A 23,147-nucleotide genomic window follows, 5' to 3' on the forward strand; every position below is an offset into this window, starting at 1 on the left:
GCTTAACCTCGCATTTTCGGGTTGATAAGAACGTAAAGCACGTCGGCCAGCAGGTTCAGCAGCAGGAAACCGATCGCCACGATAAGCACCACCCCCTGCACCACCGCATAGTCACGGTTAAAGACCGAATCGACGATCATCTTGCCGAACCCTGGAATGGTGAAGACCTGTTCGGTCAGTACCGCGCCCCCCAACAGTTCGCCGAACAGCAGCGTGGTCAGGGTGATCACCGGAACCAGCGCATTGCGAAACGCATGCTTTAAAATCACCGCCTTTGGCAACAGCCCTTTAGCCCGTGCGGTGCGGATGTAATCGGCCTTCATTACCGCGATCATGGAGGCGCGGGTATGGCGCATCAGCGTGGCCGCCAGCCCCGTTCCCAGTACCGAGGCAGGCAACAACAGCGTACGCAGGTTCTGGATCGGATCTTCACTAAACGGCACGAACCCCGACGCTGGCAGCCATTGCAGATTGACCGAGAAGACCAGAATCAACAGGATCCCGAGCCAGAAATGCGGTATCGAGATCCCCGAGATCGCCACAAAGTTGGCACCGTGATCGACCCAGCTGTTTTTGTTGACCGCCGCGAGGATCCCCATGCTGATGCCAAACACCAGCGCGATGATCATCGCCAGCAGCGACAGCTCCAGCGTCACCGGCAGTTTGCTGGCAATGAGCTGGGTGACCGGCTCGTGAGTGCGTAAGGAGACACCAAGATCGCCCTGCAGCGCGCGCGTCAGCCAGTTGAAGTACTGCACAGGGATGGGCGCATCGAGATTGAGCTCAGCACGCAGCTGGGCGATCACCGCCGGATCGCGCTCCTCCCCGGCCATGGCGATCAGCGGATCGCCGGGCAGCAATTTTTGCAGGCCAAACACCATCATGCTCACCAGCAGTAAGGTCGGGATGGCCAGCAGCAGACGTTTGCAAATCAGTTCCAGCATGGGTTCTCCTCAGGCCAGTTATTTCGCCAGCGTCAGGCCAGCCAGACGCACAATGCCGTCCGGATACGGTTTAAAGCCCTGCACGCTCTTGTTCAGACCAAAAATACGCGGTTCAAAATAGAGGTAGGCAATGGGCATATCCGTCTGTAGCTGTTTCACCACCTTGTCGTACAGCGGCTGACGGACGGCTTTGTCGTTGCTCAGGCGCGCCTGCGTCAGCCATTCATCCACCTGCGCGTTACTGTAGCGACCGTCGTTAAGGGTGCCTTTGCTGTTAATGAAGCCGTAGATGCTGCCATCCGGATCCGGACGACCCGACCAGCCAGAGAAGCTCAGCTGATAATCACCGCTTTGCTGACGGTCGAGCAGCGTGGCGAACTCGGTCATTTGCAGGTTCAGGTTAAAGCCAGCCTCTGCGACCATCGCCTGCAGTACCTGACCGACCTGCTGTGAAGTTGGGTTGTTGGGCACCAGCAGATTGACATTCAGCGGCGTAGTGACGCCTGCCGCTTTCAACAGCGCTTTGGCTTTGTCGACATCGCGTGGTGGCACCGGCAGGTTAACGTGATACGGACTTACGGTAGAAAACGCCTGGTTTGCCGGGGTGTACAGTCCCTCGAAGACCACCTGATTTAACGCATCGCGATCGATTGCCTGAGAAAATGCCTCACGCACGCGGGCATCCTTAAACGGATCGTTCGCCGGGACCTTGCCGTTATTGATATTGAAGGTAATGCCCTGATAACCCAGACCGGTCACCTTCGCCAGCGCCAGTTTGCTGTCGGCTTCTACGGTTTTCACGTCGCTGGCGGCAATGCCTTCCGTCAGATCAAGATCCCCTGCACGCAGGTTAGCCAGACGCACGGAAGCATCCGGGATCGGCAGATAGATAATTTTGTCGAAATGGTAAGCGCCTTTGTTCCAGTAGTTGTCAAAACGCGTCAGAACGATACGGTCCTGTGAGACGCGGCTGTCGAACTTATAGGGGCCAGAGCAGACCGGATGGGCGGCAAAGTCAGGCTTTTTCGCGGCGTCGGGTGCCATCATCGCCCCGGCGCGATCGGTAAGCTGCATCAGCAGTGCGGCATCAGGTGTTTTCAGATGCAGGGCAATCTGCATCGGGCCTGTCACCTCAACGGACTCAACGGACGAGATTTCACTTTTACGCAGCGAACCTTTTAACGTCAGCGCGCGGTCGAGGTTGTATTTTGCCGCGGCGGCGTCAAATTTTTCACCGTCATGGAAGGTCACACCTTCACGCAGATCCATGGTCAGCGTTTTGCCGTCGTCACTCCAGGCCCACGATTTCGCCAGCCCGGGAACCACTTTCAGATGCTCATCCACGTCCACCAGCCGGTCGCACAGAGAGGCAAAGACGAAACGGCCATAATAGGTGCGCGCAAGATGCGGATCGAGCATGTCCGGATCCGCACCCAGACCAATTCGCAGTACGCTTTCAGAATGGGCGGGCAGCGCCGCGCCAAGCAACATAACACTTCCCAGTACGGTCAAAAGAGAATTACGCATTGTCATTATCATGAGTTCCTTGAAGGAAGGGAGGAGTGATTGGCCGCGTGTTCAAACAGCGCGCGGCGGCGCAGAAAGGCTGCGGATGGCGGTGCTATCTGGATAACACTGCGATCACGGTTAATCTCCTGCCAGCGATGGCAGGCAATCTGGCGTCCCCCGTCCAGCACCTGATTGATCGGCTCGACCTGGCGACATTCATCCGTGGCATACGGACAACGGGTATGGAAACGGCAGCCTGACGGTGGGCTGGCCGGGTTCGGTAAATCCCCCTGCAGCAGAGGTGCCACCCGCGGCGCGCCTGGCTGCATCTGGGGGGCGGAGGCGATTAACGCCTGCGTATAGGGGTGTAGCGGGGCATCAAAGATTTCGTCGACTGTCGCAAGCTCAACAATTTGCCCGAGATACATCACCGCCACGCGGTCACTCATATGGCGAATCACCGCCAGGCCATGGGCAACAATCACCATTGTCAGCCCCAGCTGATGCTTCAGACTTTCCAGCAGGTTGACCACCTGCGCCTGAACCGAGACATCCAGCGCGGAGACCGGCTCGTCCCCCAGCAACAGCTTTGGCCCGGAGGCCAGCGCACGCGCAATACCGATTCGCTGACGCTGCCCTCCGGAAAATTCGTGCGGATAACGTTGCGCCCAGGCCGCTGGCAGCCCTACGGTTTTAAGCAGCTCCGCCACCCGATATTGCCTGTCGGCTTTCTTCATCGACTGGTGTAGCCACAGCGGCTCACCGACGATCTGCTCGACCGCCATGCGCGGGTTTAACGATGCGAAAGGATCCTGAAAGATGATCTGCAGCTCCCGCCGCAGCTGGTTCAGACGCGCTCCCGAGGCATGAGTGATCTCCTCACCCTGATAAAATACGCGTCCTTCGCTGGCCGCCAGCAGCCGCAGAAGAAGACGGCCCAGCGTCGATTTTCCGGATCCGGACTCACCCACAATCGCCAGCGTTTCACCAGGCATGACGGAGAGGGAGACGCGATCGACCGCGGTGACAAAACGTGCTGGGGTAAACAGTTTTTTAGGGCCGGGAAAAAGCTTGCTCAGGTCCCGGGCTTCAAGAATGGGCGTCGTCATGCAATTTCTCCCAGCGCAATATGTTGTTCCAGCGGCACGCGGAAGCAGGCCACCTGATGGTCGGTCCCCATCGCCGTCAGCGACGGCTTTTCGTCATGACACCGCGTTTGCGCGAAGGGGCAGCGGGTAGCGAACCGGCACCCTTTGGGCATGGATTCCGGCAGCGGAACGGCTCCGGGAATAGTGGAAAGCGCGCCTTTACGTGCGCCGAGGGACGGAATCGAGCCCATCAGTCCTATGGTGTACGGGTGTTGCGGGTCGGCAAAAATGGCCTCCACGCTCCCCTGCTCTACCACCTGTCCGGCATACATTACCGCCACCTGCTGCGCGACTTCCGCCACCACGCCCAGATCGTGGGTGATCATTAACACCGCCGTACCGGTCTCTTCTTTGAGGGTATTAAGCAGCGCGAGGATCTGCGCCTGAATGGTCACATCCAGCGCGGTTGTCGGCTCGTCGGCAATCAGCAAACGTGGATGGTTAATCAGCGCCATCGCAATCATCACGCGCTGACGCATCCCCCCGGAAAGCTGGTGCGGATACGCTTTCAGGCGCATTTCTGCTGCCGGGATCTGCACCTTCTCCAGAATCTGCAGCGCAACCTTCATCGCCTCTGCACGAGAAAGTTTCTGATGGCGCATCACCGCTTCACTGAGCTGGTCTCCCAGCGTGAAGGCAGGGTTGAGCGAGGTCATTGGCTCCTGGAAAATCATTGCCAGTTCGCTGCCGCGAAGATCGGCATATTCCCGCGGTGAAAGCTTTCGTAAGTCGTGACGACGGAACTGCATCTCGCCGCTGACGATCTGTGCGCTGGCGGGCAGTAAGCCCATCAGCGCTAATGAGGTGATACTTTTCCCGCAGCCGGATTCCCCCACCAGCGCCAGCGTTTCTCCCGCGTTGACCGTCAGTGAAATACCATCAAGCACGCTCACCGGAGAGCCGGCGAACGTTACGTTAAGATTTTGCAGCCGCAGTACAGGCGTGGGGTCCTTAAACGGGATCGTCGTCATAGCGTGAAGTCGTCCTCAAGGTGAATAGCCTGAATCAGGGCTGACTGCAGGCTAAGCAGGTGTTCGCGCATGGCGGCCGCTGCTTCATTAGGCTGGCGATGGATAATCGCAGACATGATTTTTTGATGGTGGTCGTTATAGTGATCAACCCGCTCGGGTGTACGGGCTAATTCGCGCAAATGCTGCCAGCCCGGTTCACGTCTGACGGCATCAATGGCATCAAACAGGCCAAGCATCAGGCGATTACCGGCAGCCTCGGCAATGGCGCGGTGAAATGCGCTATCCCAGAGTTCGTTGAGATCGCGGTCGTCCGGGCTGACCTTATCAATGCGTTCCAGCATGCGCTGCATAAGCGCGAGGTTTTCCCTGGTGGCACGCAGTGCCGCAAGCCGGGCTAAGCCGGGTTCGAGCTGTAGACGAGCTTCCATGACTTCCAGAAGGTTGGTTTGCTGAACCAATCCCTGAAGGGCCAGAGGTTCAACAGGTGCAGACGGGCCTATAAAGGTCCCTTTGCCCTGTTTACGCCAGATCCGCCCCTCCTCTTCCAGCACATCCAGCGCACGACGTACTTCACGTCGTCCTACGCCGAGAGTCTCCGACAGCTCACGTTCAGTGGGCAGCGGAGTGCCTGGTGTTGACTCATGCTGGTTGATCAGTCCGCGCAGCTGCTCAAGCGCGGTGCTGGAATTGGCCAGAAACCGTGACGGTTTTTCCATATTGGTTCGCTCGCTATCATCATTACTTTATTTTTATTAACGATAAGTTATTGATATGACATGCTACTTACCGTGCTAATGATTAAGCAATAAACGAACCAATAAAGCATTGGTTCATGAACTTTCTGAAGGGGTGGAGATAAGCGAATGATTTTCGGTGAATTATTTTTTACAAAATTACACATCTGCTCCGCTGCCAAAAAGACAACTGGTGGCAAAATGCACAAATACGGTGCAAATTGTGCACTATCATTGATCAAATGTTAATTAATTGCACCACAGATATTAACTTTTTGTTAATAACGACAGGGGGGGCGGATAAAGAAGATTTGCAGACGCAGAAACGACGAAGGCCTGAATCATTTCTGATTCAGGCCTTCTGAATAGTGGCGGAACGGACGGGACTCGAACCCGCGACCCCCTGCGTGACAGGCAGGTATTCTAACCGACTGAACTACCGCTCCACTGTTCCCGCTGGGGGAACGAGGCGCATATTACGGTTTGCCTCCGGACTCGTCAACGCTTTTTCTCACGTTTTGAATCGTTTGCTGCAAAATTCACCCAAACGATGATTTTACAGGCATTCCGGCCCTTTTTCAGGCCCGCCACATGCAGCTTCCGCCTTTCTTCTGCACTAAATCAAGACGGGATTCATGGTTAAGTAACTCGTCATCATTGGCTAAAACCACTCGCAAACGACTGGCCTGGCGAACAACGCGTTGAATCCCCGCTTCCCCCTGCGTCTGCTGCGATTCATTTTCCATGCTGAACTTCATGGACGTCTGACCACCGGTCATCGCCAGGTAGACATCCGCCAGGATCTGGGCATCGAGCAATGCGCCGTGCAACGTTCGCTTGGTGTTATCTATTTCATAGCGAGAACAGAGCGCATCCAGGCTGTTACGCTTGCCAGGAAACATTTTCCTCGCCAGCGCCAGGCTATCGGTCACCTTACAGAACGTGTTCGTTTTCGGAATATCACGATGGAGCTTACTGAACTCATAGTCCATAAAGCCGATATCGAACGACGCGTTGTGAATGATAAGCTCGGCGCCTTTGATATATTCCAGAAATTCGTCTGCCACTTCCGCAAAGGTCGGTTTATCCAGCAAGAACTCATCGGCGATACCGTGCACGCCGAACGCTTCTGGGTCCACCAGCCGGTCGGGTTTGAGGTAGACATGGAAGTTGTTCCCCGTAAGACGACGGTTCACCACTTCAACGGCACCGATCTCGATGATCTTGTGCCCTTCGTAGTGCGCGCCGATCTGGTTCATACCGGTGGTTTCGGTATCGAGGACAATCTGGCGAGTAATTGCAGTGCTCATAGCGGTCATTTATGTCAGACTTATCGTTTAACTGAACGTTTCAAATACAGGAAGTCTACCAGAGATGCGTAAACAGGTAGAAATTTTCACCGATGGATCTTGCCTCGGCAACCCAGGGCCTGGCGGTTATGGCGCGATTATGCGCTATCGCGAGCATGAAAAAACTTTTAGCGAAGGCTATTTTCTGACCACCAACAACCGCATGGAGTTGATGGCCGCCATTGTGGCGCTGGAAGCGCTAAAAGAACACTGTGATGTGGTGTTGAGCACTGACAGTCAGTACGTACGCCAGGGGATCACCCAGTGGATCCACAACTGGAAAAAACGCGGCTGGAAGACGGCAGACAAAAAGCCGGTCAAAAACGTCGATCTCTGGAAACGTCTTGATGCTGCGCTGGGCCAGCACGAGATTAAATGGGAATGGGTTAAAGGTCACGCAGGCCACCCCGAAAACGAACGATGTGACGAACTGGCACGGGCAGCGGCATCCAACCCCGCTCATGAAGACTCAGGCTATCAGCCCGAATCCTGATCAGGGTTTTCTGTACTGCCGCGTGGCGCCCACGGTCTGGCGAATGGGCGATTTCGATTTACTCTGCTTCATCGGATTAAGCGTAAGGGGGATGGTTCGCTTACGCGCGACAATAAACTGCATGCAGCCTAATGCCGGCAGATGGGTGCTCAGAACAACGCCCCCCTGCCGTGCCCAGGGAAGTACCTGAAAACCGCCCGAGCAGAGCACCTCAAAGTTCAGCAGTGAAAGCCAGTCAAGCTGGCGCATCATCGTGAACATCCTGCTGTTATACGGCGGTGTCCGGCGAAGCACCGGAACCAGCTTGCGCAGCCCCATCAGACTCAGCGGATTGAACCCGCTGAGTATCAGCCAGCCATCATCAATCAGGACGCGGTCGGCCTCGCGCAGCAGGCGATGAGGATCGCTGCACCAGGGCAACGTGTGTGCCAGCAGACAGGCATCAACGGACTTTTCCGCAAACGGCAGATGTAAAGGATCCGCTTTCACCTGAACCGGCGATGCGCCAAGAGAGACATTAACCTGATGTGAGATAGCGCAGCTTTCGGTATTGATTTCCGCGCTGAGATTGCCAATCTTAAGCAAGTGAAAACCATACATTTTCGCGAGCCAGGGTTTAAGCTGCTGTTCCAGGTTCTCGCGATAGTATTCACCCCAGGGCAATTCGGCCCAACGTTCAGGTGCCGGGACAATCTGAGGTATCCTTGCCGGTTTCATCAACACACCCACCACGCTATAAGAGGTAATTTATGAATCTTATCAGTATTCCCGCCTTTCAGGACAATTACATCTGGGTTTTAGTCGATGACGAGCGTCGGTGCGTCATTGTCGATCCTGGAGAATCGGCTCCTGTATCAGATGCGATAAAAGAGAACGGCTGGCAACCAGAGGCCATCCTTCTGACCCATCATCATAACGATCATACCGGCGGTGTTGCTGACCTTCGTGCCCAATTCCCGCATCTGGTGGTTTACGGACCGGCAGAGACACAAGATAAGGGAGCAACGCAGGTAGTCGAAGAAGGTGAAAATATCCTCATACGCGAGTGGGAGTTTTCTGTATTTGCTACACCAGGTCACACTTTGGGACATCTTTGTTTCTACAGTAAACCTTATCTTTTTTGCGGCGACACGCTGTTCTCCGGCGGCTGTGGAAGACTTTTTGAGGGCACCCCAGCCCAGATGTACCAGTCATTACAGAAGATTAGCGCATTACCTGACGATACCCTTATTTGTTGCGCACATGAGTATACATTAGGAAATATGAAGTTTGCGGCGAGCATCTTGCCAGAGGATCGGGCGATTCAAGATTATTATCACAAAGTGAAGGAGTTACGTGCAAAAAACCAAAAAACACTCCCCGTAATTCTGAAAAATGAGCGTAAAACTAATTTATTTTTACGAACAGATGATATTGATTTAATTGATGAAATTAACAAAGAAACAAATTTGTCACAACCAGAACAACGATTTGCATGGTTAAGGTCAAAGAAAGATAACTTCAGATAATTGCGGGTTGCCTTTTCAAAATTTCGCCGTTATCATCGCTCGTCTTTTAAGCAACTATTGACACACACATGAAGGCAAAAGCGATATTACTCGCCTCTGTCCTGCTTGTAGGTTGCCAGTCGCAGAACGGCAGCAACGTACAACAGCACGCACAGAGCCTTTCTGCAGCTGGTCAAGGGGAAGCAGGGAAGTTTACAAGTTCAGCGCGATGGATGGACGATGGGACGTCTTTCGCACAGGATGAAGACTTGTGGACCTCTATTGGCGACGAGCTAAAGATGGGAATTCCGGAAAACAACCGGATTCGCGAACAGAAGCAAAAGTATTTAAGAAATAAGAGCTATCTCCACGATGTAACTTTACGGGCAGAGCCGTATATGTACTGGATAGCCGGGCAAGTTAAGAAACGTAACATGCCGATGGAGCTGGTACTCCTACCCATAGTGGAGAGCGCTTTTGACCCACACGCGACGTCTGGCGCCAATGCCGCAGGCATTTGGCAGATCATTCCGAGCACCGGGCGAAACTATGGTTTGAAACAGACCCGCAACTATGATGCGCGTCGTGATGTTGTCGCTTCAACGACAGCCGCTCTCGACATGATGGAACGTCTTAATAAGATGTTCGACGGCGACTGGCTGTTAACGGTCGCAGCGTATAACAGTGGCGAAGGTCGTGTACTGAAGGCAATGAAAGCGAATAAAGCACGGGGTAAATCCACCGATTTTTGGTCGCTCTCACTGCCACAGGAAACGAAGATTTACGTACCGAAAATGCTGGCATTGAGCGATATTCTCAAGAACAGCAAGCGTTACGGTGTACAACTGCCAACACCAGACGAAAGTCGTGCACTGGCGCGTGTTCGCCTCAGCAATCCGGTTGATATTCAACAGGTTGCTGATATGACGGGTATGTCGGTAAGTAAACTGAAAACCTTTAATGCTGGCGTTAAAGGCTCAACGCTGGGGGCCAGTGGTCCGCAGTATGTAATGGTTCCGCAGAAACATGCTGAGCAGTTACGTGAGTCTTTAGCATCGGGTGAAATTGCCGCTGTTCAGTCAACGCTGATCGCGGATGCATCATCCGTGAACAGCCGCAGCTATAAGGTTCGGTCAGGTGATACACTTTCGGGCATTGCCTCACGTCTTGGCGTGACGGCAAACGATCTGCAGCAGTGGAATAATCTGCGCAGCTCAGGCCTGAAAGTGGGTCAGACTCTGACGGTGGGTGCAGGTAACAGTGCACAGCGTCTCGCCAGCAACAGCGATAGCATTACCTATCGTGTGCGTAAAGGTGATTCACTGTCCAGTATCGCAAAACGACACGGCGTAAATATCAAGGATGTGATGCGCTGGAACAATGATACTGACAATCTGAAACCAGGCGACCAGCTGACGTTGTTTGTGAAAAATAGCGCCACGCCAGACTCCTGATGACACGACCTAACGATAAAAAGGCACCGATTCCCCTCGGTGCCTTTTTTCTTTACGCTGCTTTTTGCGCTTCAGCCATGATGGTATCGCTGGTAAATGATCCATCATCCTGCAATTCAAAGTACGCCTTCACTTCCGCCGACGCGCTATCCTGATACAATCGAATGGCCTGGCTTAACGCTTCCGGCGTGCGCATACGGGCAATCCACGAGCTGAACTCCAGCGGCAAGCGGTCCGTTATCAATGCACGTGTGATCAGCCCCGCTTCAGTAATCAGCGCTAACCACTCCCCGCTGGAGTAGTTTTGCACATGCGAGGTGTCGCGCAGCGCTTCAACCGTCTGCAGCCAGATATTACGCACCGGATGTCCCGGCGACATCACATCCATAATGATAAAGACCCCGCCCGGCTTCAGAACGCGTTTAACTTCACGTAATGCCTGGCCGACGTCATGCCAGTGATGCGCAGAATAACGGCTGATAACAACTTCAAATGAGGCATCTTCAAAGGGTAAGGATTCGGCATAGCCCTGACGCGTCGTGATGTTGTTCAGCCCTTTGACTTGTGCAGCCTCTGCAACCACCTCCAGCATCTGCCTGGATAAATCATAGGCCGTGACCTGCGCCACCTGCTGTGCTGCCGTGAAGCTGGCATGCCCGGCACCACAGCCTAAGTCCAGGACGTGCGCGTGCGGCACTGCCGCCAGGCGTTCACCGAGACGGACCAGATCACGGCCAGACGCGTGCACGGCACTGCTCAGATAAGCATTTGCCTGGGAGCCAAACTGTTTTTCTACGTTGTCATGATGGGAGTGTGTTGTTGTCATCGTACTGTCCTTTTGTTGTTTAAAATAAAGGGCAGCACCCGAATGGCCTGCCCCACGGCAGACCTGACATACCATTATTTATCAGGTTTGCCGGGACTGAATTCAACGAGTAGAGGATTGTGATCGGAGGCACGCGTCACCAGAACAGAGGCGTCGTGAACGTTCAGACCACGATAGAAGACAAAATCGAGAGGACGACCAAACGCTTTCTTGCGCTGGTCATCGCTAAAACGAACTTCACGCAGCGACATTTCGCGTGCAAAGCGATACAGCGCATTCATGCGCGGACGGCTCCAGGCATTAAAATCCCCGGCCATAATGATGGGCCCGCTGTGATGGGCGATCTGGTCACCGATCGGAAGTAACTGCTTACTATACACATCCACGCCCAGGCTGAAGTTGACCGCGTGGATATTCACAACCATCAGCATGCGCGTGTCCGGCAGCGGGTAGACCGTTACCAGCGCCGATTTCGCCAGACGCAGAATCGGCTCGCGTTCGCGCAGCGGGCAGCAATAGACCGGATGAGCCGAAGAGAGGGTCATCACGCCAGAAGGATGTTGCGGCAAGACAAACGCGGGAACCTGGTCAGCAGCAAGGTAGTGAGTCGTAGCAAACCTTACCAGCTCGGGGGTGGTTTGCGCCTCCTGCAACAGCACCAGATGGGCGTCTTTCCCAAAATTCTTGAGTACCGATAACCACTCAGCGCGCTGTTGTTTAAAGATGTTCCACACCAGCACCCGGATTTTTTCATCGCTGCTTAAGGGTGTCCCGGCAGGTAATGCCTGACTTATGCTCGCAAACGACCCCGGAGGCAAGATCCTCTCCGCGGGCATTCCGGCAACATAACGCATGGCATAGGTATTTTTTCGCACTTTTGGAAACGGCCTCTGTAACATGAACCAGCCCGGAAAACGGACTGGTTCTAATGTTATAGGGACTTTAGGTTACACTTTCAACGCAATTTCAGATAAACCGCTTTCCAGTTTTGTAAGCAAGCACTTACTGATGTTATCCCAGCACTACACGAGCGGGTTTATCAAGGCGCCCACTCAGGCTAATCAGCAGGAAAGCGACCAGAACAATCACCGCACCAATCCATGGCGTTTGGGTTAATCCGAAATGTTCAACGGTTTGCCCACCAATGATAGAACCCAGCGCAATCCCAATATTGAACGCGGCAATATTCAGGCCCGATGCGACATCTACCGCGTTGGGTGTATAAAGTTCGGCTTTTTGTACCACGTAAACCTGCAGGCCTGGCACATTACCAAAGGCGAAGATCCCCATCACCAGTACCGTTATCAGCGCGGCGTATTGCATCGATGCCGTGAACTGGAAAATCATCAGCAGAACAACCAGTGCTGCGAAGATAAACTTCAGGGCCGGCACTGCACCATGTTTGTCCGCAAGCTTCCCTCCCCAGATATTACCGATGGCGACGGAGATACCATACCCCAGCAAAATCCAGCTCACTGCACTGGGTGAGAAGCCTGCCAGGTCCTGCATCATCGGAGCCAGGAAGGTGAAAGCCGTGAATACACCCCCATAGCCGAGCGCTGTGACGGCGTAGATGATCAGCAAACGCGGATGCGTGAGTACCTTGAGCTGATCGCTCAGGCTGGCACTCGCACGTCCTGCAATAGTCGACGGTACCAATAGCAGGCTGGCAACCAGGGCAATCACCCCCAGTAAAGAGACGGCAAGGAAGGTTTCGCGCCAGCCAAAGTGCTGTCCGATAAACGTTCCTAACGGTACACCGGTGACAAGGGCGACGGTCAGACCACCGAACATAATCGCGATGGCGGATGCTGCTTTCTCTTTTGGTACCAGGCTGGTTGCAATAGTTGAACCAATGGAGAAGAACACACCGTGAGCGAGACCGGTCAGCAGCCGGGCAATCACCAGCGTGGTGTAGTCCGGCGCCTGCCAGGCCAGAATATTGCCAGCGGTGAATAACACCATCAGCGCAACCAACAGCGGCTTACGCGGGAAACGTCCCGTCAACGCGGTCAGGACGGGGGCGCCGATGGCAACCCCGAGCGCATAGATAGAAACCAACAGGCCGGCAGAAGGCAGCGAGATTGAAAGCTGGTTAGCTATCGTAGGCACCAGTCCTACGATAACAAATTCGGTCGTGCCAATTGCAAAGGCACTGATCGTCAGGGCAAGTAGCGCCAGTGGCATAAATAACTCCATATCATCAGGATTAAGATGACAGGCAGTATGCGCCAGTGCTTAAATAACAAAAATGGTCAAAATATCAATAGAATTTTGCAGGTGGTGCAACAATGAAAGCAACGTCGGAAGAGCTGACAATTTTTGTCGCCGTCGTCGAAAGCGGCAGTTTTAGCCGTGCGGCCGAGCAGCTGGGGCAGGCTAATTCAGCCATCAGCCGCTCGGTGAAAAAACTGGAGATGAAGCTCGGCGTCAGTCTTCTCAACCGAACGACGCGTCAGCTAAGCCTGACGGAGGAAGGCGAGCGTTACTTCCGCCGTGTGCAGTCCGTCCTGCAGGAGATGGCGGCGGCAGAAACAGAGATTATGGAAACCCGTAGCACGCCACGCGGATTGCTGCGCATTGATGCGGCAACACCGGTTGTTCTTCATTTTCTGATGCCGCTGATCAAGCCTTTCCGCGAACGCTATCCGGAGATGACGCTCTCGTTAGTTTCCTCAGAGACGTTTATCAATCTCATCGAGCGGAAAGTGGATGTGGCGATCCGGGCCGGCACGCTGACCGACTCGAGCTTGCGGGCCCGCCCTCTTTTTGCCAGCTACCGCAAGATAGTCGCATCACCGCAATACATCGCAGAGCATGGCAAACCAGAGACGGTTGAAGAACTGAAGCAGCACCTGTGCCTGGGCTTCACGGAGCCCGTATCGCTGAACACCTGGCCTGTGGCCTGTCATGATGGTCAACTGCATGAAATCACCAGTGGGTTATCGTCCAACAGTGGAGAAACGCTGAAGCAGCTTTGCCTCGAAGGGAATGGGATCGCCTGTTTGTCGGACTATATGATTGATAAAGAAATTGCACGCGGTGAGCTTGTAGAGCTGATGGCAGATAAACGTCTGCCTGTGGAGATGCCTTTTAGTGCAGTTTATTACAGTGACAGAGCGGTAAGTACGCGCATACGCGCCTTTATCGATTTCCTGAGCGAACATATAAAAACAGCTCCCGGGGGAGCTGTGTGAGGGTTTCAGGCTACAGAGGAAAGGGTCAATATTAATCCCAGTCAGGTGCCAGACCTTCAGGGCTGACCAGACGATCGTTGCATTCCAGGGCAGCGATCGCTTCTTTGTCTTCGTCGTCCAGCTGGAGATCCCTCGCTAACAGGTTGCTGGCCAGGTTTTCACGTCGGGTTGAAGAGGGGATCACGGCGTAACCTTCACCCATCGCCCATGCCAGAATCACCTGTGCAGCCGTTGCGCTATGTTTTTCTGCGATACGATTAATCACGTCATCTTTCAGTGCTTTACCGTAGGCCAGGGTCATATATGAGGTGATGTGGATGCCGTGCTGTTTTGCCCAGTCCACGACTTTGCGGTTTTGCAGGTAGGGAGAGAGTTCAATCTGATTGGTTGCAATGTTTTCTGACCCCACGGCGGCAATGGCTTTTTCCATCAGCGGGATGGTGAAATTAGAAATACCTATTTCACGCGTTAAGCCCTGCTCTTTCGCTTCACGCAATGCCTGTATGAACTCCTCGACTGACACGGCATCGTTCGGTGATGGCCAGTGGATCAACGTCAGATCCACATAGTCGGTACGCAGTTTTTCCAGGCTCTCTTTCAGGCTGGGGATCAATTTGTCTTTGCTGAGGTTTTCAATCCAGATTTTGGTGGTGATGAAAAGCTCGCTGCGCGCTACGCCGCTCTCTTCGATAGCCTGACCAACGGCAGCTTCGTTATCATAAATCTGCGCCGTATCAATTGCGCGATAGCCAAGTTCAAGTGCAGTTTTAACAGATGCGATAACAACGTCGTCTTTCAGGCGGAAAGTGCCCAGACCCAGTGCAGGGATAGTCATGTAATCCTCGTTATTCATAATGATTGTTAACTGAGGAGGATTATCGCTGCTGCCGTTATGCAGAAAAAGAGCGTTTAACGCAGAGGATATTTGCTGATTTGGCAATAATGATACGACAGATATGAAAAAAGCCCTGAGCGTTAACTCAGGGCTTTTAATAAGTGGCGGAACGGACGGGACTCGAACCCGCGACCCCCTGCGTGACAGGCAGGTATTCTAACCGACTGAACTACCGCTCCACCGAAGACTGCTGTAACCACCGGATTTATGCACCGGCTTACTACGTAATTTGATGCCTGGCAGTTCCCTACTCTCGCATGGGGAGACCCCACACTACCATCGGCGCTACGGCGTTTCACTTCTGAGTTCGGCATGGGGTCAGGTGGGACCACCGCGCTAAAGCCGCCAGGCAAATTCTGTAATCTGTATCAGCTGAAAATCGTCTCTCATCGCCAAAACATCTTCGGCGTTGTAAGGTTAAGCCTCACGGTTCATTAGTATCGGTTAGCTCAACGCATCGCTGCGCTTACACACCCGACCTATCAACGTCGTAGTCTTCAACGTTCCTTCAGGAGACTTAAAGTCTCAGGGAGAACTCATCTCGGGGCAAGTTTCGTGCTTAGATGCTTTCAGCACTTATCTCTTCCGCATTTAGCTACCGGGCAGTGCCATTGGCATGACAACCCGAACACCAGTGATGCGTCCACTCCGGTCCTCTCGTACTAGGAGCAGCCCCCCTCAATTCTCCAGCGCCCACGGCAGATAGGGACCGAACTGTCTCACGACGTTCTAAACCCAGCTCGCGTACCACTTTAAATGGCGAACAGCCATACCCTTGGGACCTACTTCAGCCCCAGGATGTGATGAGCCGACATCGAGGTGCCAAACACCGCCGTCGATATGAACTCTTGGGCGGTATCAGCCTGTTATCCCCGGAGTACCTTTTATCCGTTGAGCGATGGCCCTTCCATTCAGAACCACCGGATCACTATGACCTGCTTTCGCACCTGCTCGAGCCGTCACTCTCGCAGTCAAGCTAGCTTATGCCATTGCACTAACCTCCTGATGTCCGACCAGGATTAGCTAACCTTCGTGCTCCTCCGTTACTCTTTGGGAGGAGACCGCCCCAGTCAAACTACCCACCAGACACTGTCCGCAACCCGGATCACGGGTCTACGTTAGAACACCAGCCATTAAAGGGTGGTATTTCAAGGTTGGCTCCACGCAGACTGGCGTCCACGCTTCAAAGCCTCCCACCTATCCTACACATCAAGGACCAGTGTTCAGTGTCAAGCTATAGTAAAGGTTCACGGGGTCTTTCCGTCTTGCCGCGGGTACACTGCATCTTCACAGCGAGTTCAATTTCACTGAGTCTCGGGTGGAGACAGCCTGGCCATCATTACGCCATTCGTGCAGGTCGGAACTTACCCGACAAGGAATTTCGCTACCTTAGGACCGTTATAGTTACGGCCGCCGTTTACCGGGGCTTCGATCAAGAGCTTCGCGTTACCGCTAACCCCATCAATTAACCTTCCGGCACCGGGCAGGCGTCACACCGTATACGTCCACTTTCGTGTTTGCACAGTGCTGTGTTTTTAATAAACAGTTGCAGCCAGCTGGTATCTTCGACTGATTTCAGCTCCACCCGCAGGGGCTTCACCTACATATCAGCGTGCCTTCTCCCGAAGTTACGGCACCATTTTGCCTAGTTCCTTCACCCGAGTTCTCTCAAGCGCCTTGGTATTCTCTACCTGACCACCTGTGTCGGTTTGGGGTACGATTTGATGTTACCTGATGCTTAGAGGCTTTTCCTGGAAGCAGGGCATTTGTTACTTCAGCACCGTAGTGCCTCGTCATCACACCTCAGCGTTAATAAGGAACCGGATTTACCTGGAACCTCCGCCTACATGCTTAAACCGGGACAACCGTCGCCCGGCTAACATAGCCTTCTCCGTCCCCCCTTCGCAGTAACACCAAGTACAGGAATATTAACCTGTTTCCCATCGACTACGCCTTTCGGCCTCGCCTTAGGGGTCGACTCACCCTGCCCCGATTAACGTTGGACAGGAACCCTTGGTCTTCCGGCGAGCGGGCTTTTCACCCGCTTTATCGTTACTTATGTCAGCATTCGCACTTCTGATACCTCCAGCACCCCTCACAGGACACCTTCAACGGCTTACAGAACGCTCCCCTACCCAACAACGCATAAGCGTCGCTGCCGCAGCTTCGGTGCATGGTTTAGCCCCGTTACATCTTCCGCGCAGGCCGACTCGACCAGTGAGCTATTACGCTTTCTTTAAATGATGGCTGCTTCTAAGCCAACATCCTGGCTGTCTGTGCCTTCCCACATCGTTTCCCACTTAACCATGACTTTGGGACCTTAGCTGGCGGTCTGGGTTGTTTCCCTCTTCACGACGGACGTTAGCACCCGCCGTGTGTCTCCCGTGATAACATTCTTCGGTATTCGTAGTTTGCATCGGGTTGGTAAGCCGGGATGGCCCCCTAGCCGAAACAGTGCTCTACCCCCGAAGATGAGTTCACGAGGCGCTACCTAAATAGCTTTCGGGGAGAACCAGCTATCTCCCGGTTTGATTGGCCTTTCACCCCCAGCCACAAGTCATCCGCTAATTTTTCAACATTAGTCGGTTCGGTCCTCCAGTTAGTGTTACCCAACCTTCAACCTGCCCATGGCTAGATCACCGGGTTTCGGGTCTATACCCTGCAACTTAACGCCCAGTTAAGACTCGGTTTCCCTTCGGCTCCCCTATACGGTTAACCTTGCTACAGAATATAAGTCGCTGACCCATTATACAAAAGGTACGCAGTCACCCCATAAAAGAGGCTCCCACTGCTTGTACGTACACGGTTTCAGGTTCTTTTTCACTCCCCTCGCCGGGGTTCTTTTCGCCTTTCCCTCACGGTACTGGTTCACTATCGGTCAGTCAGGAGTATTTAGCCTTGGAGGATGGTCCCCCCATATTCAGACAGGATACCACGTGTCCCGCCCTACTCTTCGAGTTCACAGCCTGTGTGCTTTCGTGTACGGGACTTTCACCCTGTACCGTGCGACTTTCCAGACGCTTCCACTAACACACAAGCTGATTCAGACTCTGGGCTGCTCCCCGTTCGCTCGCCGCTACTGGGGGAATCTCGGTTGATTTCTTTTCCTCGGGGTACTTAGATGTTTCAGTTCCCCCGGTTCGCCTCGTTAACCTATGTATTCAGTTAACGATAGTGTGTCGGAACACACTGGGTTTCCCCATTCGGACATCGCCGGGTCAAAGGTTCATATCACCTCGCCGGCGCTTTTCGCAGATTAGCACGTCCTTCATCGCCTCTGACTGCCAGGGCATCCACCGTGTACGCTTAGTCGCTTAACCTCACAACCCGAAGATGTTTCTTTCGATTCATCACCGGTTTGCGAAAATTTGAGAGACTCGAACACACATAACATGTGTGTCGTTTCAATTTTCAGCTTGATCCAGATTTTTAAAGAGCAAAACTTCGCAGTGCACCTTTTCAGGTTCACTCTGAAGTTTTCTTGTTTTCGCAGTAAAAGATGGTGGAGCTATGCGGGATCGAACCGCAGACCTCCTGCGTGCAAAGCAGGCGCTCTCCCAGCTGAGCTATAGCCCCATCGTATGACCAACCTCTTCAAATCTGCATGACAGATTTGGTAGGCCTGAGTGGACTTGAACCACCGACCTCACCCTTATCAGGGGTGCGCTCTAACCACCTGAGCTACAAGCCTGTAGAGGTTTTTTACTGCTGTTTTTCATCAGACAATCTGTGTGAGCACTACAAAGGCAGGTTCTTTAAGGTAAGGAGGTGATCCAACCGCAGGTTCCCCTACGGTTACCTTGTTACGACTTCACCCCAGTCATGAATCACAAAGTGGTAAGCGCCCTCCCGAAGGTTAAGCTACCTACTTCTTTTGCAACCCACTCCCATGGTGTGACGGGCGGTGTGTACAAGGCCCGGGAACGTATTCACCGTAGCATTCTGATCTACGATTACTAGCGATTCCGACTTCATGGAGTCGAGTTGCAGACTCCAATCCGGACTACGACGCACTTTATGAGGTCCGCTTGCTCTCGCGAGTTCGCTTCTCTTTGTATGCGCCATTGTAGCACGTGTGTAGCCCTACTCGTAAGGGCCATGATGACTTGACGTCATCCCCACCTTCCTCCAGTTTATCACTGGCAGTCTCCTTTGAGTTCCCGGCCGGACCGCTGGCAACAAAGGATAAGGGTTGCGCTCGTTGCGGGACTTAACCCAACATTTCACAACACGAGCTGACGACAGCCATGCAGCACCTGTCTCAGAGTTCCCGAAGGCACCAAAGCATCTCTGCTAAGTTCTCTGGATGTCAAGAGTAGGTAAGGTTCTTCGCGTTGCATCGAATTAAACCACATGCTCCACCGCTTGTGCGGGCCCCCGTCAATTCATTTGAGTTTTAACCTTGCGGCCGTACTCCCCAGGCGGTCGACTTAACGCGTTAGCTCCGGAAGCCACGCCTCAAGGGCACAACCTCCAAGTCGACATCGTTTACGGCGTGGACTACCAGGGTATCTAATCCTGTTTGCTCCCCACGCTTTCGCACCTGAGCGTCAGTCTTTGTCCAGGGGGCCGCCTTCGCCACCGGTATTCCTCCAGATCTCTACGCATTTCACCGCTACACCTGGAATTCTACCCCCCTCTACAAGACTCTAGCCTGCCAGTTTCGAATGCAGTTCCCAGGTTGAGCCCGGGGATTTCACATCCGACTTGACAGACCGCCTGCGTGCGCTTTACGCCCAGTAATTCCGATTAACGCTTGCACCCTCCGTATTACCGCGGCTGCTGGCACGGAGTTAGCCGGTGCTTCTTCTGCGGGTAACGTCAATTGCTGCGGTTATTAACCGCAACACCTTCCTCCCCGCTGAAAGTACTTTACAACCCGAAGGCCTTCTTCATACACGCGGCATGGCTGCATCAGGCTTGCGCCCATTGTGCAATATTCCCCACTGCTGCCTCCCGTAGGAGTCTGGACCGTGTCTCAGTTCCAGTGTGGCTGGTCATCCTCTCAGACCAGCTAGGGATCGTCGCCTAGGTGAGCCGTTACCCCACCTACTAGCTAATCCCATCTGGGCACATCTGATGGCAAGAGGCCCGAAGGTCCCCCTCTTTGGTCTTGCGACGTTATGCGGTATTAGCTACCGTTTCCAGTAGTTATCCCCCTCCATCAGGCAGTTTCCCAGACATTACTCACCCGTCCGCCACTCGTCACCCGAGAGCAAGCTCTCTGTGCTACCGTTCGACTTGCATGTGTTAGGCCTGCCGCCAGCGTTCAATCTGAGCCATGATCAAACTCTTCAATTTAAGTTTGATGCTCGTGAATTAAACTTCGTAATGAATTACGTATGTTCACTCAGAGACTTGGTATTCATTTTTTGTCCGAAGACATTAAGAATCCATGTCACTTTGAGTGCCCACACAGATTGTCTGATAAATTGTTAAAGAGCAGTTGCGACGCGGCTTACAGCTCACCGTCGCGAGGTGGCGTATATTACGCTTTCCTCTTTCAGAGTCAACCCTGATGTTCAGGATTTTTTCTCTTCAACCGACCGGGTTAACTGTGAAGTGATTCACATCCGCCGTGTCGATGGAGGCGCATTATAGGGTGCCGCCGAGGAATGACAAGCGGAAATATGCTTTTTTATTTCGACCGCTCACCTTTTCACCAAAAAGGCTATTTTTGGTGCTTTTTAATCTCTTTTGGCAGCTCTGCCAGGCTATTAATCACCCAATCCGCGGCACTCTCTGCTTCAGGGGTCACAGGTTTGCCGGTGCGCACAAGTATTTTAGTCCCCACACCTGCAGCGGTTGCTGCCTGCATATCTTCCAGTTTATCGCCCACCATATAAGAAGCAGCCATATCGATATGCAGGAATTCCTGCGCAGAGATAAACATTCCCGGATGCGGCTTGCGGCAATCACACGTCTGGCGAAACTCTTCTACAGTTCCCTGCGGGTGGTGCGGGCAATAGTAAATGCCATCAAGTTCGACACCGCGGTCAGCCAGCGACCAGTCCATCCATTCCGTCAGCGTCTCGAATTGCGCCTCGGTGAATTTTCCACGTGCGATACCGGACTGATTGGTCACGACCACCAGCGCATAGCCCATCTCTTTCAGCTGGCGCATGGCATCGATAACGCCCTCGATAAACTCGAACTCATCAATTTCGTGGACATAACCGTGATCCACATTAATAGTGCCATCACGATCGAGAAAAATTGCGGGTACTGATTTTGCCACCGGTTTGCTCCTGAAAAAGGCATGTACAGCTAGTATCTCATGAATCGCAGCGCAATAAAGTGCTCATCGTACAGAGTTGGATTGATTTAGACGTCTGGATGCCTTAACATCCGTTTTGTTTACGGTCATCACCCGTATCTGGCAGAAGAAAATGCCACGGCTAACTTACATACGATAAAAATAATCTAATGATTAAACTTTCCAATATCACCAAAGTGTTCCAGCAGGGGAACCGAACCATTCAGGCGCTGAACAATGTCAGCCTGCATGTTCCTGCTGGTCAAATTTATGGCGTCATTGGCGCATCGGGTGCAGGTAAAAGTACGCTGATCCGTTGTGTTAACCTGCTTGAGCGCCCAACCCAGGGTCGTGTAGAAGTAGGCGGGCAGGAACTGACCGCCCTTTCAGAGAAAGAACTGACGAAAGCACGCCGCCAGATTGGCATGATCTTCCAGCACTTTAACCTGCTGGCCTCCCGTACGGTGTTTGGCAACGTTGCCTTACCGCTGGAACTGGACAACACGCCAAAAGAAGAAGTTAAGCGTCGCGTAACCGAACTGCTGGATCTCGTCGGTCTGGGTGATAAACACGATAGCTACCCGGCAAACCTGTCCGGCGGACAAAAGCAGCGTGTGGCCATTGCCCGCGCGCTGGCAAGCAACCCGAAAGTGCTGCTGTGCGATGAAGCCACCAGCGCATTAGATCCCGCCACTACGCGTTCCATTCTGGAGCTGCTGAAGGACATCAACCGTCGCCTCGGCCTGACCATTCTCCTTATTACACATGAAATGGACGTGGTGAAACGCATCTGTGATTGCGTCGCGGTAATCAGCAACGGTGAGTTGATTGAGCAAGACACGGTCAGCGAAGTGTTTTCCCATCCGAAAACCCCACTGGCACAACAGTTTATTCAGTCCACGCTGCACCTGGATATTCCGGAAGATTATCTGGAGCGTTTAAAAACAGAATCGACCGCGGACAGCGTCCCGATGCTGCGTATGGAGTTCACTGGCCAGTCCGTCGATGCACCACTGCTGTCCGAAACCGCGCGCCGCTTTAATGTGAATAACAACATCATCAGCGCGCAAATGGATTACGCCGGTGGCGTGAAGTTCGGCATCATGCTGACGGAAATGCACGGCACACAAGCAGAAACCCAGGCGGCAATTGCCTGGCTGCAAGAACATCACGTAAAAGTGGAGGTACTGGGTTATGTCTGAGCCGATGATGTGGCTGCTGGTTCGCGGCGTTTGGGAAACGCTGGCAATGACCTTTGTATCAGGCTTTTTTGGTTTTGTGATTGGTCTGCCGGTCGGCGTGCTGTTGTATGTGACGCGCCCGGGACAAATCATTGAGAACGCGAAGCTGTATCGCACCCTGTCTGCACTGGTGAATATCTTCCGTTCTATCCCGTTCATTATTCTGCTGGTGTGGATGATTCCATTTACCCGAGTGATCGTGGGAACGTCTATCGGTTTGCAGGCAGCTATCGTTCCGCTGACCGTAGGAGCTGCGCCGTTTATCGCCCGTATGGTGGAAAACGCCCTGCTGGAAATCCCGACCGGTTTGATCGAGGCTTCCCGCGCGATGGGGGCAACGCCAATGCAGATCGTGCGTAAAGTCCTGCTGCCTGAAGCGCTGCCAGGGCTGGTGAATGCGGCAACCATTACGTTGATTACTCTGGTGGGTTATTCCGCGATGGGCGGTGCCGTTGGCGCCGGCGGTTTAGGCCAGATTGGCTACCAGTACGGCTATATTGGTTATAACGCTACCGTAATGAATACCGTTCTGGTATTGCTGGTTGTGCTGGTTTACTTAATCCAGTTCTCTGGCGATCGCATCGTCCGGACTGTTACTCACAAATAACGTTACACACAACACAAACTCGACGAGTTAAGGATA

The 23,147-nt window shown here is 53.3% G+C and carries 18 protein-coding genes, 4 tRNA genes and 3 rRNA genes; 6 read left to right on the forward strand and 19 right to left on the reverse strand.

Annotated features, from left to right (window positions below):
- Window positions 1-2: 2 nt before the first annotated feature.
- The 7 genes from QE396_RS12525 to dnaQ all read right to left on the reverse strand — a co-directional run bounded on the left by QE396_RS12525 (window position 3) and on the right by dnaQ (window position 6,616).
- A complete protein-coding gene (locus tag QE396_RS12525) occupies window positions 3-944 on the reverse strand; it encodes an ABC transporter permease (protein ID WP_020882795.1) in 942 nt (313 codons plus the stop codon).
- A gap of 18 nt (window positions 945-962) precedes the next feature.
- On the reverse strand, window positions 963-2,477 hold the full coding sequence (locus tag QE396_RS12530; RefSeq protein ID WP_020882796.1) for an ABC transporter substrate-binding protein: 1,515 nt from the start codon (window positions 2,475-2,477) through the stop codon (window positions 963-965).
- Window positions 2,478-2,479: 2 nt separating this feature from the next.
- Window positions 2,480-3,562, reverse strand: coding sequence for an ABC transporter ATP-binding protein (locus QE396_RS12535; protein WP_020882797.1), 1,083 nt, complete (start codon window positions 3,560-3,562; stop codon window positions 2,480-2,482).
- Window positions 3,559-4,572 (reverse strand): ABC transporter ATP-binding protein, encoded by a 1,014-nt coding sequence (locus QE396_RS12540; protein WP_014168747.1) that lies wholly within the window; start codon window positions 4,570-4,572, stop codon window positions 3,559-3,561. Before QE396_RS12540 ends, QE396_RS12535 begins: the two co-directional genes overlap by 4 nt.
- Window positions 4,569-5,288 (reverse strand): FadR/GntR family transcriptional regulator, encoded by a 720-nt coding sequence (locus QE396_RS12545; protein ID WP_014168746.1) that lies wholly within the window; start codon window positions 5,286-5,288, stop codon window positions 4,569-4,571. The genes QE396_RS12540 and QE396_RS12545 overlap by 4 nt, the downstream gene beginning before the upstream one ends.
- A gap of 387 nt (window positions 5,289-5,675) precedes the next feature.
- Window positions 5,676-5,752: transfer RNA gene (locus QE396_RS12550), tRNA-Asp, on the reverse strand.
- Between the two features lie 132 nt (window positions 5,753-5,884).
- A complete protein-coding gene (dnaQ, locus tag QE396_RS12555) occupies window positions 5,885-6,616 on the reverse strand; it encodes a DNA polymerase III subunit epsilon (protein ID WP_032669568.1) in 732 nt (243 codons plus the stop codon).
- 64 nt (window positions 6,617-6,680) lie between these two features.
- Between dnaQ and rnhA the strand changes: the two genes are divergently transcribed.
- On the forward strand, window positions 6,681-7,148 hold the full coding sequence (rnhA, locus tag QE396_RS12560) for a ribonuclease HI (RefSeq protein WP_020882799.1): 468 nt from the start codon (window positions 6,681-6,683) through the stop codon (window positions 7,146-7,148).
- Here the strand turns inward: rnhA and QE396_RS12565 are convergent, their stop codons facing one another.
- Entirely contained in the window at window positions 7,149-7,865 is a 717-nt protein-coding gene (locus QE396_RS12565) for a class I SAM-dependent methyltransferase (RefSeq protein ID WP_020882800.1), read from the reverse strand.
- Between the two features lie 32 nt (window positions 7,866-7,897).
- Between QE396_RS12565 and gloB the strand changes: the two genes are divergently transcribed.
- Both gloB and mltD read left to right on the forward strand, forming a co-directional pair.
- Window positions 7,898-8,656 (forward strand): hydroxyacylglutathione hydrolase, encoded by a 759-nt coding sequence (gene gloB, locus QE396_RS12570; RefSeq protein WP_020882801.1) that lies wholly within the window; start codon window positions 7,898-7,900, stop codon window positions 8,654-8,656.
- Window positions 8,657-8,724: 68 nt separating this feature from the next.
- Window positions 8,725-10,089, forward strand: a complete 1,365-nt coding sequence (gene mltD, locus QE396_RS12575) for a murein transglycosylase D (protein WP_014168738.1) — start codon at window positions 8,725-8,727, stop codon at window positions 10,087-10,089.
- A gap of 52 nt (window positions 10,090-10,141) precedes the next feature.
- On the opposite strand, the gene QE396_RS12580 is transcribed toward mltD, so the two are convergent.
- The 3 genes from QE396_RS12580 to QE396_RS12590 form a co-directional block, all read right to left on the reverse strand.
- Entirely contained in the window at window positions 10,142-10,915 is a 774-nt protein-coding gene (locus QE396_RS12580; RefSeq protein ID WP_020882802.1) for a class I SAM-dependent methyltransferase, read from the reverse strand.
- 74 nt (window positions 10,916-10,989) lie between these two features.
- Complete coding sequence (locus QE396_RS12585; protein WP_025205128.1) at window positions 10,990-11,790, reverse strand: endonuclease/exonuclease/phosphatase family protein; 801 nt, start codon at window positions 11,788-11,790, stop codon at window positions 10,990-10,992.
- 136 nt (window positions 11,791-11,926) lie between these two features.
- Window positions 11,927-13,102, reverse strand: a complete 1,176-nt coding sequence (locus tag QE396_RS12590) for an MFS transporter (RefSeq protein ID WP_020882804.1) — start codon at window positions 13,100-13,102, stop codon at window positions 11,927-11,929.
- A 104-nt stretch (window positions 13,103-13,206) separates the two neighbouring features.
- Between QE396_RS12590 and yafC the strand changes: the two genes are divergently transcribed.
- Entirely contained in the window at window positions 13,207-14,112 is a 906-nt protein-coding gene (gene yafC / locus QE396_RS12595; protein WP_014168734.1) for a DNA-binding transcriptional regulator YafC, read from the forward strand.
- Window positions 14,113-14,143: 31 nt separating this feature from the next.
- On the opposite strand, the gene dkgB is transcribed toward yafC, so the two are convergent.
- The 8 genes from dkgB to gmhB form a co-directional block, all read right to left on the reverse strand.
- Window positions 14,144-14,947 carry a 2,5-didehydrogluconate reductase DkgB gene (dkgB, locus tag QE396_RS12600; RefSeq protein WP_020882805.1) on the reverse strand — a complete coding sequence of 268 codons (804 nt, stop codon included), beginning with the start codon at window positions 14,945-14,947 and terminating at the stop codon, window positions 14,144-14,146.
- A 162-nt stretch (window positions 14,948-15,109) separates the two neighbouring features.
- Window positions 15,110-15,186, reverse strand: a tRNA-Asp gene (locus QE396_RS12605).
- Window positions 15,187-15,241: 55 nt separating this feature from the next.
- Window positions 15,242-15,357 (reverse strand): 5S ribosomal RNA (gene rrf / locus QE396_RS12610).
- 63 nt (window positions 15,358-15,420) lie between these two features.
- A 23S ribosomal RNA gene (locus tag QE396_RS12615) occupies window positions 15,421-18,327 on the reverse strand.
- A 180-nt stretch (window positions 18,328-18,507) separates the two neighbouring features.
- Window positions 18,508-18,583 (reverse strand) — tRNA-Ala (locus QE396_RS12620).
- 38 nt (window positions 18,584-18,621) lie between these two features.
- Window positions 18,622-18,698 (reverse strand) — tRNA-Ile (locus tag QE396_RS12625).
- Between the two features lie 70 nt (window positions 18,699-18,768).
- A 16S ribosomal RNA gene (locus QE396_RS12630) occupies window positions 18,769-20,308 on the reverse strand.
- The 16S, 23S and 5S rRNA genes sit together here with 3 tRNA genes alongside, the layout of an rRNA operon.
- 370 nt (window positions 20,309-20,678) lie before the next feature.
- Window positions 20,679-21,245 carry a D-glycero-beta-D-manno-heptose 1,7-bisphosphate 7-phosphatase gene (gene gmhB / locus QE396_RS12635; RefSeq protein WP_014168732.1) on the reverse strand — a complete coding sequence of 189 codons (567 nt, stop codon included), beginning with the start codon at window positions 21,243-21,245 and terminating at the stop codon, window positions 20,679-20,681.
- Between the two features lie 188 nt (window positions 21,246-21,433).
- On the opposite strand from gmhB, the gene metN reads away from it, so the two are divergent.
- Together metN and QE396_RS12645 are read left to right on the forward strand one after the other, a co-directional pair.
- The gene (gene metN, locus QE396_RS12640) at window positions 21,434-22,465 is read left to right on the forward strand and encodes a methionine ABC transporter ATP-binding protein MetN (RefSeq protein ID WP_014168731.1); all 1,032 of its coding nucleotides are present in this window, start codon (window positions 21,434-21,436) and stop codon (window positions 22,463-22,465) included.
- Window positions 22,458-23,111, forward strand: a complete 654-nt coding sequence (locus tag QE396_RS12645) for a methionine ABC transporter permease MetI (protein WP_014168730.1) — start codon at window positions 22,458-22,460, stop codon at window positions 23,109-23,111. Before metN ends, QE396_RS12645 begins: the two co-directional genes overlap by 8 nt.
- Window positions 23,112-23,147: the final 36 nt, after the last annotated feature.

The sequence above is a fragment of the Enterobacter sp. SORGH_AS_0287 genome (assembly GCF_031453695.1).
Taxonomy (GTDB): domain Bacteria; phylum Pseudomonadota; class Gammaproteobacteria; order Enterobacterales; family Enterobacteriaceae; genus Enterobacter; species Enterobacter ludwigii.

What these genes read in the sequence shown, in the direction of transcription:
- QE396_RS12525 (WP_020882795.1), bottom strand. Translation starts at nt 944, where the DNA reads ATGCTGGAACTGATTTGCAAACGTCTGCTGCTGGCCATCCCGACCTTA.
- QE396_RS12530 (WP_020882796.1), bottom strand. Translation starts at nt 2,477, where the DNA reads ATGACAATGCGTAATTCTCTTTTGACCGTACTGGGAAGTGTTATGTTG.
- QE396_RS12535 (WP_020882797.1), bottom strand. Translation starts at nt 3,562, where the DNA reads ATGACGACGCCCATTCTTGAAGCCCGGGACCTGAGCAAGCTTTTTCCC.
- QE396_RS12540 (WP_014168747.1), bottom strand. Translation starts at nt 4,572, where the DNA reads ATGACGACGATCCCGTTTAAGGACCCCACGCCTGTACTGCGGCTGCAA.
- QE396_RS12545 (WP_014168746.1), bottom strand. Translation starts at nt 5,288, where the DNA reads ATGGAAAAACCGTCACGGTTTCTGGCCAATTCCAGCACCGCGCTTGAG.
- dnaQ (WP_032669568.1), bottom strand. Translation starts at nt 6,616, where the DNA reads ATGAGCACTGCAATTACTCGCCAGATTGTCCTCGATACCGAAACCACC.
- rnhA (WP_020882799.1), top strand. Translation starts at nt 6,681, where the DNA reads ATGCGTAAACAGGTAGAAATTTTCACCGATGGATCTTGCCTCGGCAAC.
- QE396_RS12565 (WP_020882800.1), bottom strand. Translation starts at nt 7,865, where the DNA reads ATGAAACCGGCAAGGATACCTCAGATTGTCCCGGCACCTGAACGTTGG.
- gloB (WP_020882801.1), top strand. Translation starts at nt 7,898, where the DNA reads ATGAATCTTATCAGTATTCCCGCCTTTCAGGACAATTACATCTGGGTT.
- mltD (WP_014168738.1), top strand. Translation starts at nt 8,725, where the DNA reads ATGAAGGCAAAAGCGATATTACTCGCCTCTGTCCTGCTTGTAGGTTGC.
- QE396_RS12580 (WP_020882802.1), bottom strand. Translation starts at nt 10,915, where the DNA reads ATGACAACAACACACTCCCATCATGACAACGTAGAAAAACAGTTTGGC.
- QE396_RS12590 (WP_020882804.1), bottom strand. Translation starts at nt 13,102, where the DNA reads ATGCCACTGGCGCTACTTGCCCTGACGATCAGTGCCTTTGCAATTGGC.
- yafC (WP_014168734.1), top strand. Translation starts at nt 13,207, where the DNA reads ATGAAAGCAACGTCGGAAGAGCTGACAATTTTTGTCGCCGTCGTCGAA.
- dkgB (WP_020882805.1), bottom strand. Translation starts at nt 14,947, where the DNA reads ATGACTATCCCTGCACTGGGTCTGGGCACTTTCCGCCTGAAAGACGAC.
- metN (WP_014168731.1), top strand. Translation starts at nt 21,434, where the DNA reads ATGATTAAACTTTCCAATATCACCAAAGTGTTCCAGCAGGGGAACCGA.
- QE396_RS12645 (WP_014168730.1), top strand. Translation starts at nt 22,458, where the DNA reads ATGTCTGAGCCGATGATGTGGCTGCTGGTTCGCGGCGTTTGGGAAACG.